The organism is Streptomyces alanosinicus, from assembly GCF_014650595.1.
Lineage (GTDB): Bacteria > Actinomycetota > Actinomycetes > Streptomycetales > Streptomycetaceae > Streptomyces > Streptomyces alanosinicus.
Window position 1 is genome coordinate 517,051 of record NZ_BMVG01000001.1, and the last position, 14,647, is coordinate 531,697.

Here is a 14,647-nt window from a genome sequence, read left to right on the forward strand (position 1 = left end):
GCGCCGCCCTGCCATGCTGTGTGATCACGTGCCCCAACCGACGCCTTCACCGACTGTCACGGAACGGGACCCATGCCTGTGGAATCCAAGGTGGAAGCCAGTACGTCCCGGCCCTCGCCGTCTCCTTCGTCTCCGCTCACCGAGCGCCAGGAGGCCCGCCGCCGCAGGATCCTGCACGCGAGCGCCCAGCTCGCCAGCCGGGGCGGTTTCGACGCCGTACAGATGCGTGAGGTGGCGGAGTCCTCCCAGGTGGCCCTGGGCACCCTCTACCGCTACTTCCCCTCCAAGATCCATCTGCTGGTCGCGACGATGCAGGACCAGCTGGAACACATGCACGGCACCCTGCGCAAGAAGCCCCCGGCGGGCGAGACGGCCGCCGGGCGCGTCGCCGAGACCCTGATGCGGGCCTTCCGCGCCTTGCAGCGCGAACCGCACCTGGCCGACGCGATGGTCCGCGCGCTGACCTTCGCCGACCGCAGCGTCTCGCCCGAGGTCGACCAGGTCTCACGCCAGACGACCCTGATCATCCTGGACGCGATGGGCCTGGAGAACCCCACCCCCGAGCAGCTCTCGGCGGTCCGCGTCATCGAGCACACCTGGCACTCGGCCCTGATCACCTGGCTCTCGGGCCGCGCCTCGATCGCCCAGGTGAAGATCGACATCGAGACGGTGTGCCGCCTGATCGACCTGACGGAACCGGGCGGCACGGGCTCGGCGTGACGCGGCGGGAGGAGCCCGTCGAGTCCGTTCCGCCCCCGACGGGCACGCGCGTCACTCCTCCGGCGGGAACACCGCCTCCCCGCTGTCCCGCAGGGTGATGAGGATGGCTTCCACCGGGCAGCTCTCGGCCGCCTGGAGGATCGGTTCGTTCGCGTCGGTGTCCGGGGCCGCCGGGTGGGACTGGCGGGCGGCGTCGAGGGAGAAGTCGTCCGGGGCGTGGTGGACGCACTGGGCCGAGCCGATGCACACCGACCGGTCGACCTCGATGTGCCAGCGGTCGCCCATGGTCACGCCCCCGCCGGCAGATGGATCATCTTGTGTTCGAGGTACTCGCCGAAGCCCTCGGGGCCGAACTCCCGTCCCAGGCCCGAGTTCTTGTAGCCGCCGAACGGGCCGAGCATGTCCAGGCTGAAGGTGTTGACGGAGTAGGTGCCGGTGCGCACCTGCCGGGCGATGTCGATGCCGTGCTCGACGTCGGCCGTCCACACGCTGCCGGACAGGCCGTAGTCCGAGTCGTTGGCGATCTCCACCGCTTCCTGCTCGTCGCCGTACGGCAGCAGACAGATGACCGGGCCGAAGATCTCCTCGCGGGCGATGCGCATGGCGTTGTGGACGTCGCCGAAGAGGGTCGGCTCGACGTACCAGCCGCGCTCCAGCCCGCCCGGGCGGCCGCCGCCGGTGAGGACCTTGGCGCCCTCCTCCTGCCCGATCCGGATGTAGTCGAGGTTGCGCTGCTGCTGGCGGCGGGCGACCAGCGGGCCGACCTGGGTCGCCGGGTCCAGCGGGTCGCCGACCTTCAGCGCGCCCGCGGCCTGGGCGAAGGCGTCGGCGTACGCGTCGTAGCGGGTGCGCGGGACGAGGATGCGGGTCTGGGCCACGCAGGCCTGCCCGTTGTTCATCCAGGCGGCCGGGACGATGCCGGCCACGGCCGTCGCCACGTCCGCGTCAGGGAGGACCACCGCCGCCGATTTGCCGCCCAACTCCAGTGTCACCCGGGTGAGATGGCGGGCGGCCACCTCCATCACGCGCTTGCCCGCCGCGACCGAGCCGGTGAAGGAGACCTTGTCGATGCCGGGGTGGCCGACCAGGTACTCGCTGACCTCGCGGTCGGCGGGGAGCACGGACAGCACGCCCTCGGGGAGACCGGCGTCCCGTGCGATCCCGGCCAGCAGGTAGGCGTCCAGCGGGGACTCCGGGGACGGCTTCAGTACGACCGTGCAGCCGGCCAGCAGTGCGGGCGCGAGCTTGGCGGCGGCGACGAACTGCGGGACGTTCCAGGGGACCACGGCCGCGACCACGCCGACCGGCTCACGCCGGACGAGGATCGGGCCGAGGACGCCGTCGCGGCGCTCCTCGTACGGGTGGTCCCGCGCGACCCTGATCGCCGCGTCCCACACCATCATCGCGCCGAGCGCCTGGGCGAGGACGCTCCAGGAGTACGGCGAGCCGTTCTGCGAGGAGATCACGCGCGCGATCTCCTCGTGCCGGGCGGCGATGCCGTCCTTGATCCGGCTGACGACCTCGATCCGCTGCTCCAGTGCGGCCCGCGGCCACGGCCCTTCGTCGAAGGCACGGCGCGCGACGGCCACGGCCCGGTCCACGTCCTGCCGCGAGGCGTGCGGCACCCGGCCGATGACCTCCTCGGTGTGCGGGGAGATCACCTCGATGACGTCCTCGCCCAGGGGATCGGTCAACTCCCCGCCGATGAACAGCTGTCCGTGTTCCACGAGCTCGGTCATGGCCGCGTGCCTCCCGCCGCACCGCATGCTTCTGACGCTGTTTCAGAACTGATATCAGTTCTAGTTAAACTAAGCCAGAGCCGGGGCTAAATAGGCTCCCACCAGGCCACATGGGCCGCCTGTGGGCCGTCATCGCCTCCACGGGCCGCGCGACACATGCCGTCGACGGCCTTCCGGGTGCGGCTCTGGCTACGCGGCTAAACACCATGGCACGGAACGGATTGCCCCAACCTCCGCCTGGCACCACGGCCGCGCACCCGCACCACCCCAGTGCAGCCGATACGGCCCTTGGCCCCGGCGCATGGCGGCGTCATCGGCTGCCCAGCCATGACGCCAGGAAACCGTTCGACTTCTCCATCTACGAACGGCACTCATTTCGTTGACAGCGACATATTTCCTCAGCCTAATTTCTCGCGCCCCCTCCAGGTTGCAATGAGTGAGCCACGGTAGTGTCATAGAAGACGGTGAAGCCAAAAGGTACAGAAGGGGCAAGTCCAAGGACGCCGAGGGGGTGAACCGGACGAACCATCAAGGCAGATGACGACACGAGGCGGAGTGACCGAGATGGCGCAAATTTCCAACCAAAATATCACTGGATTCGGACCGCTGCCTGCGGACCAGAGCATCTGGGAAATAACGGTCTCCTACGATGTCAACTTCAGGGACGACGAAGTCGGCGGCGATTTCGACGACGCAGTGAAACTTTGGGAGGACGACCGCGGCGCTCCTTTCGGCGGCGGCGACGATCAGATCACCCCCTACCCGATCCCAGACCGATTCACGGCCTTCTCGTCCGTCGTGAGTCGTCAGAAGTCGATCACGGTATTTCGTGATCAGCTGGATACAGAAATAGGCGACGAAGAGGTAAAGGCTCAGATATGGCTCCGCAGGGCCGATTCGGGCGGCCCAGCCGACGACGAGGTCTACACACCAATCCAGGAGATGAGCCCCTGACGCCGAATTCCTGTCAGACTGAGAGGCACCTCAAGGCATGCGAAGAAGCCCCCGTCATCGCCGAAGGCAACGGGGGCTCGACGCTGGGCAAGAATTCTTGGGCGGCGTGAGTGCTTCCAGGGCGAGGGGACTGCCAAACGCCTCCGGAGACCCACGACGAGCGAACCTCCGGCCCTTGGGCGACACCGAATGCCCCCGCACCAGCAGGTTCGCTGCTGGTACGGGGTGACTTCATGCCACGTGGGCTGTCTGTGGCCCGTCGTTCCCTTCGTCGACCGCCCGATACATACCGTCGACCGCCCTCCGGGTGCGGCTCTCACTGCTCGGCATGAGGTGTGTGTAGACCCGCAGGGTGAACCCCGGGTCGCTGTGACCCAGATACCGACTCAGCGCCTTCACGTTCTCTCCCGCATCGAGCAGAACGGACGCGTAGAAGTGCCGCAGGGCATGCATTCCGTCTTCCCGAGACTCCACGATCCGTTGGCCCCGTTCGGGCTCCGGGAGGACGCCGGCGGCCACGAGGGCAGGCTTCCACGCCTGCACGTTGAAGTTGTTCCGCACGAGCGCACCGCCTTCGGGAGCAGTGAACAACAGCTTCTTGGTCACGGGCCACCCGTCCAGGACAAGCCACGGCAACGTCACGTCCGCGGGCGGGATTCGCTTCATGTGAGCGGCGAACACCTGCCCAACCCGTTCGGGCAAGGGCACGTCACGCACCTTGCCACGCTTCGGCGGTGCGAACACAGCCTGCCCGTCAACCAGCTTCACTTGGTACGCGACGTGCAACCACCCTTTCAGAAAGCCGACTTCATCCACGGGAAGCCCGAAGATCTCACCTTGCCGCAAGCCACAGCCACTACCGTCCAGCTCCGCGCAGGCGGCCCGGACGGGCGGGAGAGGCAACCGGCCGCAGCGCGAGGCGCCGCGAAGCCAGAGAGACGGACCGGAATGAAGCGCGGATGCCGCCGACCGGTCCGTACCGGCGGCACCCCAGGTATGTCGACGGATCACAGCCACTCCTTCGAGTCGCTGAGCAGTCAGTTCGTTGTCTCCTTCGGGAGCGCGCTCCCGGTTCAGGCGTATGGAGACGTGACCTTTCGGTCTCAGCCCTCGGGTTGATGACCAGGACCCCGGCGCCCTCGGCCCGCTCTGTCCCGGGCCCCTGAGGCGTCCGCGCACGCCGGATAAGCCCCTTTCGGAGCCCCCGGGCGGCGAACCTCCCTAGGGACATTTAAAGCACACCTCCCTAGGGAGGTCAACGGCCGCGAAAAAGGGGCCCACCAATGGCGGGCCCCTTCGGGGTTGCTGTGACTCTGGTCAGCCTGTGATGCGGTACTCCATGACATACGCGCCGGCGTCCAGCAGCATCCTGTTCACTTCAACGGGCTTGCCGTCCTCCGTGAGCGCGGTGCGATAGATCTCGACCACCGGCGTTGCTTCAGCCAGGTGCAGACGCTCGGACTCTTCCTGACTCGGCATCCGCGCCCGCAGTTCCTCCACGAAACGGACGGGCTTTGCTCCCAGCTCCGCGAGGCGCGCGTATGTACCGCCCGGCCCGGTGTCCTCCTGCGCAATCGCTGACCCTCGCACGAGGTCGGCGGGGAGGTACGAGACCGCGGCTTGCACCGGTTCGCCTTCGACAGCGAAGAGGCGGTCACGGATGATGACGGCGGCGCCGTCCTCCAATTCGAGGATCTGGGCCACGTCCTCCGGAGCGGACGCCTCGTAGACGCGCAGCTCGGTCACGCTCATGGGGCGCTGGCCAACGTCAGCGCTCCAGACGGACCGACCTCCGCCCCAGCGCTCTTCGGAAAGCCTCAAGTTCGCCACTCGCCGAATCGGCTGGAACTCCCGGACATACGTACCGCTACCGCTCCGGCGCACAGCGAGTCCTTCGGTCACCAACAGGGTCAAGGCGCGTCGAGCTGTCTCCTTGGCCACCCCGTAGCCCTTGACCAGCGTCGGCTCACCCGGGAGTCGGGCGCCGGGGCCGAGGTCGCCTGACCGAATACGCTCCCGCAGCTCGTCAGCGATCTCCCTGGCGGTCTCCGCCATCAAGTCCTCCCTAGGGTGGTTTTCGGATACCAGCTTGACACAGACGCGTCTGGTACGTGATCTCAGGAGAGCCACGAACCCAAGCAGGTGCCACAGGGAGGAGGTCGCATGTGTCGCAGAGCCGCGTGACCTGGTCGAACTCGCCTCATGAGCTACATCACGACGTACGCCTATAGCAGCCACAACCACGGCTACCGGCCACCACTCACAGCCCCCCATGATCAGGCTGCGCCCTCCAGGGCGCGGCTGAAAATGAGTCAGTGCCATTCGGAAGGGACGCCATGCCACTTCATTCGGTTTCGGTGGCCGGTGTGGTCGTGCGTGAAGACGGCCACGTACTCGCGATCCGTCGCGCGGACAATGGCGCGTGGGAGCCGCCGGGTGGCGTCCTTGAGCTGGACGAACGTCCAGAGGAAGGCGCCATCCGTGAGGTGCTGGAGGAGACCGGCATCCACGTGGAGGTGGAGCGTCTGACCGGCGTGTACAAGAACATGAAGATGGGTGTGGTTGCGCTTGTGTTCCGGTGCCGCGCGATCGATGGCGCGGAGCGGACGTCGAGCGAATCGACGGCCGTCGAGTGGCTTACACCCGATGAAGCCGACAAGTGGATGAGTGAAGTCTTCGCGGTTCGGGTGAGGGATGCGCTCGACCCCGCGTTGACCCCCCATGTGCGTTCGCATGACGGGCGCCGTGTCCTTGATTCCGACTGACCGTGACGCTTGACCTCACAACTCGTAATGCGTCGCTTTCGTAGGAGACCCGAGCAGCGTTGCCTCCGGAGGTCAAGGGCGCCGCTTCCCCCACGTGTCCCCCGGATGGCTCGACAGAGAGGGAAGTGCCTGCTCAGGCTGTGCGGAGCGAGCCCGCTGTAAATCTGCCGGCTCAGCCTTCCCAGGTTCGAATCCTGGCGCCGCCACACGGAAACGAGAGCCCCGTGACCTGAGCAGATCACGGGGCTCTCGTCGTTGCGGACCGTCAACGAAACCTGGCGATCATGCTGGCCTCGTAGTCGTCGGCGGGCCGTCTCGCGCGGCACAACTCGCCCGGGACACGGCAGAACGGCGAACTCGTCTCCTGCGGCGGCGCGAGATCCTGGGCCGTCCCTGGGCCGTCCGACGGCGGCCCACGACACCCAACAACAGCCAACAACGACGGCTCCGTTGCCGGTCAGCGCCTGCCCAAGGAGAGCTTCGGCAGGCCCATCTGATCTGAAACCAGTTCTAGTTATAGTGGGCAATGGCCATGGGCCGGCGGGTGGAGGGCGCGGGGGCGGAGGGTGGAGGGTGGAGGGGCGATGACGAAGACGTTCGATCACGGTGGCGGCGTGCGGTCCGTGGCGGTTCCCATTCCGGACAATCCCCTGGGGCACACCCTCGTCCATGTGGTGGAGACCGACCGCGGGCCGGTGCTGGTCGACACCGGGTGGGACGATCCCGCGTCCTGGGACACGCTCGTGGCGGGGCTCGTGGCGTGCGGTACGGCGGTGAGTGAGGTGTACGGCGTCGTCGTCACGCACCATCACCCCGATCACCACGGGCTGTCGGCCCGGGTGCGTGAGGCCTCCGGTGCCTGGGTGGCGCTGCACGCGGCCGACGCGGCGATCGTGCGCAGGGCGCGCGGGACGCGGCCCGAGCGGTGGTTCACGTACATGGCGGCCAAGCTGGCGGCCGCCGGGGCGCCCGAGGAGCACGTGGCACCGCTGCGCACCGCACGCGGCCGGCGGCTGCCCGGCCTCGCCGCCGCCCTGCCCGACCGGGAGATCGTCCCCGGCGAACTCCTCGACCTGCCCGGCCGCCGGCTGCGTGCGATCTGGACCCCGGGCCACACCCCCGGCCATGTCTGTCTGCACCTGGAGGAGGAGCACCCCGCCCGACTGCCGGGCCATGGGCGCCTGTTCAGCGGGGATCACCTCCTGCCGCGGATCACCCCGCACATCGGTCTGTACGAGGACCCCGACGACGCGACCGTCGCCGACCCCCTCGGCGACTACCTCGACTCCCTGGAGCGGATCGGCCGGCTCGCCCCCGCCGAGGTCCTGCCCGCCCATCAGCACACCTTCACCGATGCGTCCGGCCGGGTCAGGGAGTTGCTCGCGCATCACGAGGAGCGGCTGGCCGGACTGCTCACCCTGCTCGCCGAGCCGCTCACGCCCTGGCAGCTCGCCGAGCGCATGGAGTGGAACCGCCCCTGGGCCGACATCCCCTACGGCTCCCGCAACATCGCCGTCTCGGAGGCCGAGTCCCATCTGCGCCGCCTGGTGAAACAGGGCCGCGCGGAACCGGTGACGGGCAGCGAGCCGGTGACGTACGTGGCGGTGTGAGGGGGCGGGGTGTGCGGGAGGGCAATCGGTTCGCCGGGTGCGCGGACCACCTGCTAGACAGGCCTGATGGAACCGACAGAACCCTTGGACCGGCTTCTCGCCGAGCGTGCCTGTGAGCGTCTGATCGTGGACTTCGTCCACCGGCTCGACCTCGGTGAACCGGCCTCCGTGGCCGGGCTGTTCACCGAAGACGCGGTCTGGGAGTGGCCGCCGCCGGGGGACGGACGCCGGATCCAGGGCCGGGAAGCGCTGCGCACGTACTTCGGTTCCCGTCCCGCCGACCGGCTCTCCCGCCGGCTGATGTCCAACGTGCTGGTCACCGTGACCGGCCCGGACACGGCGAGCGCCATCGCGTACTTCACGACGTACCGCGTCGACGGATACCAGGCAGGCGCCCCCATCCCGGCCGGGCCGCCCGTCCAGGTCGGGCACTACGCCGACGTCTTCCGCAAGGTCGACGGCACCTGGCTGATCGCCTCCCGCACCCTGCACCTGCCCTTCGGTGACGCCACCCCGAAGGCCGGCTGAGCCCGCCCGGCCGGCGGAGGCCGCCGTGACCCCCGTCACCGGGACCGTGTGCGTACAGCCACTCCTCGGGCCGTTCGGGGCTGCCGGTAAAGTGGCGGGGTCGTCATCACACCCGTACGGGGGGAAGCCGGTGCAATTCCGGCGCTGACCCGCAACCGTTGAGCCGGACTGCCCCGGGCGGGACGTTGACCGGCTCACGTGCGTCGGCGGCCCGCCGCGCACGGCACCGTCGAGGTTTACGGAGCCGAGCCGCCCGGGGGTCTCCCGTGCGCTGCCGGTTCCCCGCAGGAGAGGCAGTCGCCGACCATGAACGTCCGCCGCAGTGCCGCGGTTCTCGCCGCCGTAGGTGTGCTGGCCGCCGCCGCGCCCGCCACGGCCGCCGGCCCGTCCCCTTCTCCGAAGGCCGCGATCCCGTCCGGGCTGTACGGCACGTCCGACCCCACCTACGACGGCGTGTGGCGGCAGTCGCTGACGCTGGTCGCGCAGCGGACCCTCGGCTATGAGCCGGCCACGAAGGCCGTGGACTGGCTCGCCGGCCAGCAGTGCGCGAACGGCGCGTTCGCCGCGTACCGCGCCGACCCCGCGGGTGCCTGTGACAGCAAGCTCATGGTGGACACCAACAGCACCGCCGCCGCGGTCCAGGCGCTCAAGGCCACCGGCGGTCACGACGACACCGTCGGCAAGGCGATGACCTGGCTGAAGTCCGTACAGAACAAGGACGGCGGCTGGGGCTACTACCCCGGCAAGGCCAGCGACACCAACTCCACCTCCGTGGTCGTGGGCGCGCTGACCGCGACCGGCGCCGACCCGGCGAAGGCCACCAGGGCGGGCAAGTCCCCGTACGACCTCCTCGCGGCCCTGTCCCTCCCCTGCGACCAGGACGGCGGCGGCGCCCTCGCGTTCCAGCCGGACAAGAAGGGCAAGCTGGCCGCCAACGCGGACGCGTCGGCGGCGGGCGTGCTGGGCGCGCTCGGCAAGGGGTTCGTCGCCGAGGCCGGGAAGGCGCCCGCGCACGAGGCGTGTGCCGAGGCCGGTCGTTCCACCCCGGCGCGGATCGCCGACAACGCCGCCGCGTACCTGGCGGCGGCCGTCGGCAGGACCGGGCATCTGGAGACCGTGCTGCCCGGCGCCAAGGCCCAGCCGGACTACGGCAACACGGCGGACACGGTCGTCGCGCTCGCCGCGGCCGGCCGGCCGGAGCAGGCGAAGAAGGCCTACGGCTGGCTGGAGAAGAACGCCGGCCCCTGGGCGCGGCAGAGCGGCCCCGCGGCGTACGCGCAACTGATCCTCGCCGCCCACGCGGTCGGCGCGCAGCCCGGTGACTTCGGCGGCACCAGCCTGGTCCGGTCCCTCAACGACCTCGGCCCCGCCCCGCACATGGCCTCCGCCGGGCACGAGAGCACGAAGGGCGAGAAGTCCGACGACGGCTCGAAGTTCGGTCTGTGGTGGTTCGTCGGCGTCTGCCTCGTCGCGGGCATCGGCATCGGCTTCCTGCTCAGCGGCCGGAAGAAGCGGCAGCCGTGACCGCCGTCCGCCGCGCCGCGGGCGTCCTGTGCGCCGGCCTCGTCCTGCTGGCCGGGGCCGGGCAGGCGCAGGCCGCCGGCTACCGGTACTGGTCCTTCTGGGAGCGGTCCGGCGGGCACTGGACGTACGCCACACAGGGCCCGTCGACCGCCCGTCCCGACGACGGCGCGGTGGAGGGATTCCGCTTCGCGGTGAGCGCGGACTCGGCGGACGCGAGCCGGCCGCGCGGGGCGGCGGACTTCGGCACGATCTGTTCGGCCACGCCGGCCAGGTCCGGGATGAAGCGGGTGGCCCTGGTCCTCGATTTCGGCACCCCGGCGGACGCGCCGTCCGGCGAGACACCGCCGGCCGGCCGTACGGCGTGCGCCCGCGTGGCCGACGACGCGACGACGGCGGACGCGCTGGCCGCCGTGGCCGGGCCGCTGCGGTACGACACCAACGCGCTGCTGTGTGCGATCTCCGGGTATCCGAAGAAGGGGTGCGGCGAGCAGGTGGCCTCCGGCCGGGAGCGGAAGAGCGGCTCGGACGAGGAGAGCGGCTCGGCTGAGAAGAGCGGCTCGGAGCAGAAGAGCGGCTCGGGCGGCGGGCCTTCGCTGGGGTTGCCGATCGGCGCGGGAGTGGTGGCCGTGCTGGCGGGCGCGGCGGTGTGGCAGGCCCGACGGCGACGTGATGACTCCGGCTGACCGCGGGCCGCACCTGTCCAGCCGCCGGATCGCCGTTCACCCGGGTGCCTGGTGGATCTGGGCGCTCGCGCTCGGGGTGGGGGCCACCCGGACCACCAATCCGCTGCTCCTCGCCCTTCTCATATCCGCGTCCGCGTACGTCGTGGCGACACACCGCACCCCCACCCCCGCCGCCCGCGCCTACACCGCCTTCGCGAAGCTCGCGTTCGCGGTGCTGCTCATCCGGCTGGTGTTCGCGGTCGCCCTCGGTTCGCCCATCCCCGGCACCCACATCCTGTTCACCCTTCCCGAAGTCCCGCTCCCTCACTGGGCGCAGGGCATCCGGCTGGGCGGAAAGGTCACCGCCGAGGCACTCGTCTTCGCCGGCTACGACGGGCTGAAGCTCGCCACCCTGCTGATCTGCGTCGGCGCGGCGAACGCGCTCGCCGGTCCGGCCCGGCTCCTCAAGTCCCTGCCCGGTGCCCTGTACGAGACCGGTGTCGCCGTGGTCGTCGCGCTCACCTTCGCGCCGCATCTGATCGCCGACGTCCAGCGGCTGCGCGCCGCCCGCCGGCTGCGCGGCCGTCCCGACCGGGGCGTGCGCGGTCTGCTGCAGGTCGGACTGCCGGTCCTGGAGGGCGCGTTGGAGCGCTCGGTCGCGCTCGCCGCCGCGATGGAGGCCCGCGGTTACGGCCGTACCGCCGAGGTCCCCGCCGGCGTCCGCCGTACGACGGCCGCGCTCACCCTCGGCGGTCTGCTCGGCGTGTGCGCGGGGACGTACGGGCTGCTCACCGCGGAGGGCGGCACCTACGGCATCCCGCTGCTGCTCGCGGGTGTCGCCGCCGCGCTCGCGGGGCTCCGGCTCGGCGGCCGGCGTTCGCTGCGCACCCGGTACCGCCCCGACCCCTGGGACGCGCGGGCCTGGCTGGTCGCCGGCTCCGGCACCGCGGTCGCCGCGCTGCTGAGCCTCGCCGCCGCCCGCGACCCGGACGCCCTGCACCCCGGCGTCGTCCCCCTCGTCGCGCCCGCCCTCCCCCTGTGGCCCGCCGCGGCGATCCTCCTCGCCCTCCTCCCCGCCTTCGTCGTCCCCCAGGCCCCCCAAGACCCCAAGGAGCCGTCGTGATCCGCTTCGAGGATGTCAGCGTGACCTACGACGGTGCGGCCGGACCCACCGTCCGGGGCGTGGACTTCGAGGTGCCGGAGGGCGAACTGGTGCTGCTCGTCGGCCCGTCCGGGGTCGGCAAGTCGACCGTGCTCGGCGCGGTGAGCGGACTGGTGCCGCACTTCACCGGCGGCACCCTGCGCGGGCGCGTCACGGTGGCCGGCCGGGACACCCGCACCCACAAGCCGCGCGCACTCGCCGACGTGGTCGGCACGGTGGGCCAGGACCCGCTCGCCCACTTCGTGACGGACACGGTCGAGGACGAACTCGCCTACGGCATGGAGTCGTTGGGGCTCGCCCCGGAGGTGATGCGGCGCCGGGTCGAGGAGACCCTGGACCTGCTGGGCCTGGCCGGACTGCGCAGCCGCCCGGTCGCCGCTCTCTCCGGCGGACAGCGGCAGCGGGTCGCGATCGGCTCGGTCCTCACCCCGCACCCCCAGGTGCTGGTCCTGGACGAGCCGACCTCGGCACTGGACCCGGCCGCGGCGGAAGAGGTCCTGGCCGTGCTCCAGCGGCTCGTCCACGACCTCGGTACGACCGTCCTGCTGGCCGAGCACCGTCTGGAGCGGGTGATCCACTACGCCGACCGGGTCGTCCTGCTCCCGGCCCCCGGCGCGCCCCCGATCGTCGGCACCCCCGCCGAGGTCATGGCGGTCTCCCCCGTCCACCCCCCGGTCGTGGCCCTGGGCCGCCTCGCCGGCTGGTCCCCCCTCCCCCTCACCGTCCGCGACGCCCGCCGCCAGGCCGCTCCACTGCGAGAACGGCTGGCCACGTCCACCGCGGGCAGCCATGCCGACACAGCTGCGGGCAGTCGTGCCGCTGGGGCGATGGGGGTCCCCCCGCTCGAGCGAAGCCGAGAGTGGGGGAGGGTGGGCGCGGCGGCACCCGGCGAGCGCCGGCAAGCGAACCCGCCTCCGCCCCGCACCGGCGCCAGGACCGGCACCGGCACCGGGCGCCGCTCCCTCTTCCGCCGCCGTAGCACCCTCTCCCCGGAAGCCCCGCAGGCCCCGCACCCCCCGCAGACAAACATCGCCGAGATCCACGCCCTCTCCGTCCGCCGCGCCACCATCGACGCCCTCCGCCACATCGACCTCACCGTCACCCCCGGCGAGACCATCGCCCTCATGGGTCGCAACGGCGCCGGCAAGTCCACCCTCCTCTCCTGCCTCGTCGGCCTCGTCCCGCCCACCCGCGGCACCGTCCGCGTCGGCGGCGCGGAACCCCACCGCACCGCACCCCCCGACCTCGTCCGCCGCGTCGGCCTCGTCCCGCAGGACCCCCGTGACCTGCTGTACGCCGACACCGTCGCCGAGGAGTGCGCCGCGGCCGACCGGGACGCCGGCGCGGCGCCGGGCACCTGCCGGGCGCTGGTGTCCGAGCTGCTGCCGGGGATCACCGATGACACACACCCCCGCGATCTGTCCGAGGGGCAGTGTCTGGCGCTCGCGCTGGCCGTCGTACTGACCGCCCGTCCGCCCCTCCTCCTGCTCGACGAGCCGACGCGTGGCCTGGACTACGCGGCGAAGGCCCGTCTGGTGACCGTGTTGCGCGGGCTCGCCGCCGAGGGGCATGCGATCGTGCTGGCCACGCATGACGTGGAGCTGGCGGCCGAGCTCGCGCACCGGGTGGTGCTGCTCGCCGAGGGGGATGTCATCGCCGACGGCCCGACGGCGCAGATCGTCGTCTCCTCGCCGTCGTTCGCCCCGCAGGTGACGAAGATCCTCGCGCCGCAGCGGTGGCTCACCGTGACCGAGGTACGCGAGGCTCTCGCATGAGTACCCGGCATCCGACGAGTGCCCGGCAGCCAAGCGGCCCGAAGGCGGCCCGGCTGCACGCCGTCCGGCTGCGGCCCCGCTCGCTCGCCGCCCTCGCGCTGGTCAGCGCGGTCGGCGTGATCGCGTTCGGCTGGCCCTTCCTCGCCCCGCCCACCTCGCAGCTGAGCGCGCACGCCCAGGACGCGCCCTGGCTCTTCGCGGGCCTGCTCGTCCTCCTGGTCGCGGTGGTGGCGGCGACGATCTCCGAGTCGGATCTCGGGCCGAAGGCCGTGGCCATGCTGGGCGTGCTGGCCGCGACGGGGGCCGCGCTGCGGCCGATCGGCGCGGGGACGGCCGGGATCGAGCCGATGTTCTTTCTGCTGGTGCTCAGCGGGCGGGTGCTCGGACCCGGCTTCGGCTTCACGCTGGGCTCGGTGACGATGTTCGCGTCCGCGCTGCTCACGGGCGGGGTCGGACCGTGGCTGCCGTTCCAGATGCTGGCGATGGGCTGGTTCACGATGGGGGCCGGGCTGCTGCCGGGCGCCGTCCGGCTGCGCGGGCGGGCGGAACTGCTGCTGCTCGCCGGCTACGGCTTTCTCGCGGCCTTCGCCTACGGCACGGTCATGAATCTGGCGGGCTGGCCCTTCATGGGCGCCGCCGCCTCGAACATCTCCTTCGACGCCCACGCCTCCGTCCCCGCCAATCTGGCCCGTTTCCTCGCCTACTGCCTGGCCACCTCGCTCGGCTGGGACCTGGGCCGGGCCGTCTGCACGGTGGTGCTGACCGTCTTCCTCGGCCCGGCGGTGCTGCGCGCGCTGCGCCGGGCCACCCGGCGGGCCGCGTTCGAGACCGCGGTCACATTCGGCCCCGAGGAGCGCTCACCGGACGGACAGGGCCGCTCACACAGCGGCACGGAGCCGGTGAAGCACCCCACATGAGCCAGATCACCTACGATCCTGGGCAGTAGTGCGGAATGTCCGATACGCCCTTCAGTGCACCCCCACTGACCTGCGCATTGAGACCCACGCCACAGAGCGGATGTTTCCCGTCGATCCGGTCACAACTAGTAAAAGGGGTCATTGCGGACCGACTTCGGGCCTGCTTGTCTGGATGACGTCGCCAGGCGCCACGAGCCCTCCCGGGCCGCGGCGCCGACGTATGCGGCCACCGCGAAAACGGTGGTCACGCCATACGGGCGAACCCCCTGTCCCCGACGCAAGAGGTTCTCC

The 14,647-nt window shown here is 71.1% G+C and carries 13 protein-coding genes, 1 tRNA gene, 1 pseudogene and 1 riboswitch; of the genes and pseudogenes, 11 read left to right on the forward strand and 4 right to left on the reverse strand.

What is annotated here, in order from left to right; all coding sequences use genetic code 11:
- Nucleotides 1-72 precede the first annotated feature (72 nt).
- Complete coding sequence (locus IE277_RS02320) at nt 73-720, forward strand: TetR family transcriptional regulator (RefSeq protein WP_189947984.1); 648 nt, start codon at nt 73-75, stop codon at nt 718-720.
- 51 nt (nt 721-771) lie between these two features.
- Here IE277_RS02320 and IE277_RS02325 read toward each other — a convergent pair whose 3' ends face one another.
- On the reverse strand, nt 772-1,005 hold the full coding sequence (locus IE277_RS02325) for a ferredoxin (RefSeq protein WP_189949166.1): 234 nt from the start codon (nt 1,003-1,005) through the stop codon (nt 772-774).
- Nucleotides 1,006-1,007: 2 nt separating this feature from the next.
- The gene (locus IE277_RS02330; protein ID WP_189947986.1) at nt 1,008-2,459 is read right to left on the reverse strand and encodes an aldehyde dehydrogenase; all 1,452 of its coding nucleotides are present in this window, start codon (nt 2,457-2,459) and stop codon (nt 1,008-1,010) included.
- 555 nt (nt 2,460-3,014) lie between these two features.
- Here IE277_RS02330 and IE277_RS02335 point away from each other — a divergent pair.
- Nucleotides 3,015-3,413: a hypothetical protein gene (locus tag IE277_RS02335; protein WP_189947988.1), complete on the forward strand. Its 399-nt coding sequence runs from the start codon at nt 3,015-3,017 to the stop codon at nt 3,411-3,413.
- A gap of 231 nt (nt 3,414-3,644) precedes the next feature.
- Here IE277_RS02335 and IE277_RS02340 read toward each other — a convergent pair.
- Nucleotides 3,645-4,274, reverse strand: a pseudogene (locus IE277_RS02340) (tyrosine-type recombinase/integrase); the annotation flags it as partial.
- A 456-nt stretch (nt 4,275-4,730) separates the two neighbouring features.
- The gene (locus IE277_RS02345) at nt 4,731-5,468 is read right to left on the reverse strand and encodes a GntR family transcriptional regulator (protein WP_189947992.1); all 738 of its coding nucleotides are present in this window, start codon (nt 5,466-5,468) and stop codon (nt 4,731-4,733) included.
- Nucleotides 5,469-5,749: 281 nt separating this feature from the next.
- On the opposite strand from IE277_RS02345, the gene IE277_RS02350 reads away from it, so the two are divergent.
- The 9 genes from IE277_RS02350 to IE277_RS02390 all read left to right on the forward strand — a co-directional run bounded on the left by IE277_RS02350 (nt 5,750) and on the right by IE277_RS02390 (nt 14,356).
- Complete coding sequence (locus IE277_RS02350; RefSeq protein WP_189947994.1) at nt 5,750-6,178, forward strand: NUDIX hydrolase; 429 nt, start codon at nt 5,750-5,752, stop codon at nt 6,176-6,178.
- 130 nt (nt 6,179-6,308) lie between these two features.
- Nucleotides 6,309-6,384, forward strand: a tRNA-OTHER gene (locus tag IE277_RS02355).
- A gap of 378 nt (nt 6,385-6,762) precedes the next feature.
- Nucleotides 6,763-7,788 (forward strand): Strvi_7410 family MBL fold metallo-hydrolase, encoded by a 1,026-nt coding sequence (locus tag IE277_RS02360; protein ID WP_189947996.1) that lies wholly within the window; start codon nt 6,763-6,765, stop codon nt 7,786-7,788.
- A 66-nt stretch (nt 7,789-7,854) separates the two neighbouring features.
- A complete protein-coding gene (locus IE277_RS02365; protein ID WP_189947998.1) occupies nt 7,855-8,316 on the forward strand; it encodes a nuclear transport factor 2 family protein in 462 nt (153 codons plus the stop codon).
- A gap of 107 nt (nt 8,317-8,423) precedes the next feature.
- A riboswitch (adenosylcobalamin-variant (AdoCbl-variant) riboswitch) is annotated at nt 8,424-8,498 on the forward strand.
- A 124-nt stretch (nt 8,499-8,622) separates the two neighbouring features.
- The gene (locus tag IE277_RS02370; protein ID WP_189948000.1) at nt 8,623-9,840 is read left to right on the forward strand and encodes an SCO2321 family membrane protein; all 1,218 of its coding nucleotides are present in this window, start codon (nt 8,623-8,625) and stop codon (nt 9,838-9,840) included.
- Nucleotides 9,837-10,523 (forward strand): SCO2322 family protein, encoded by a 687-nt coding sequence (locus IE277_RS02375; protein WP_189948002.1) that lies wholly within the window; start codon nt 9,837-9,839, stop codon nt 10,521-10,523. The genes IE277_RS02370 and IE277_RS02375 overlap by 4 nt, the downstream gene beginning before the upstream one ends.
- Complete coding sequence (locus IE277_RS02380; protein ID WP_189948004.1) at nt 10,510-11,625, forward strand: CbiQ family ECF transporter T component; 1,116 nt, start codon at nt 10,510-10,512, stop codon at nt 11,623-11,625. The genes IE277_RS02375 and IE277_RS02380 overlap by 14 nt, the downstream gene beginning before the upstream one ends.
- Nucleotides 11,622-13,439 carry an ABC transporter ATP-binding protein gene (locus IE277_RS02385; protein WP_189948006.1) on the forward strand — a complete coding sequence of 606 codons (1,818 nt, stop codon included), beginning with the start codon at nt 11,622-11,624 and terminating at the stop codon, nt 13,437-13,439. Before IE277_RS02380 ends, IE277_RS02385 begins: the two co-directional genes overlap by 4 nt.
- Nucleotides 13,436-14,356 carry an ECF transporter S component gene (locus IE277_RS02390; protein WP_229880503.1) on the forward strand — a complete coding sequence of 307 codons (921 nt, stop codon included), beginning with the start codon at nt 13,436-13,438 and terminating at the stop codon, nt 14,354-14,356. The genes IE277_RS02385 and IE277_RS02390 overlap by 4 nt, the downstream gene beginning before the upstream one ends.
- Nucleotides 14,357-14,647: the final 291 nt, after the last annotated feature.

Excerpts from the sequence above, each read along its gene's own strand:
- IE277_RS02345 (WP_189947992.1), bottom strand. The coding sequence starts at position 5,468 with ATGGCGGAGACCGCCAGGGAGATCGCTGACGAGCTGCGGGAGCGTATT.
- IE277_RS02360 (WP_189947996.1), top strand. The coding sequence starts at position 6,763 with ATGACGAAGACGTTCGATCACGGTGGCGGCGTGCGGTCCGTGGCGGTT.
- IE277_RS02350 (WP_189947994.1), top strand. The coding sequence starts at position 5,750 with ATGCCACTTCATTCGGTTTCGGTGGCCGGTGTGGTCGTGCGTGAAGAC.
- IE277_RS02330 (WP_189947986.1), bottom strand. The coding sequence starts at position 2,459 with ATGACCGAGCTCGTGGAACACGGACAGCTGTTCATCGGCGGGGAGTTG.
- IE277_RS02320 (WP_189947984.1), top strand. The coding sequence starts at position 73 with ATGCCTGTGGAATCCAAGGTGGAAGCCAGTACGTCCCGGCCCTCGCCG.
- IE277_RS02370 (WP_189948000.1), top strand. The coding sequence starts at position 8,623 with ATGAACGTCCGCCGCAGTGCCGCGGTTCTCGCCGCCGTAGGTGTGCTG.
- IE277_RS02390 (WP_229880503.1), top strand. The coding sequence starts at position 13,436 with ATGAGTACCCGGCATCCGACGAGTGCCCGGCAGCCAAGCGGCCCGAAG.
- IE277_RS02380 (WP_189948004.1), top strand. The coding sequence starts at position 10,510 with ATGACTCCGGCTGACCGCGGGCCGCACCTGTCCAGCCGCCGGATCGCC.
- IE277_RS02325 (WP_189949166.1), bottom strand. The coding sequence starts at position 1,005 with ATGGGCGACCGCTGGCACATCGAGGTCGACCGGTCGGTGTGCATCGGC.
- IE277_RS02365 (WP_189947998.1), top strand. The coding sequence starts at position 7,855 with ATGGAACCGACAGAACCCTTGGACCGGCTTCTCGCCGAGCGTGCCTGT.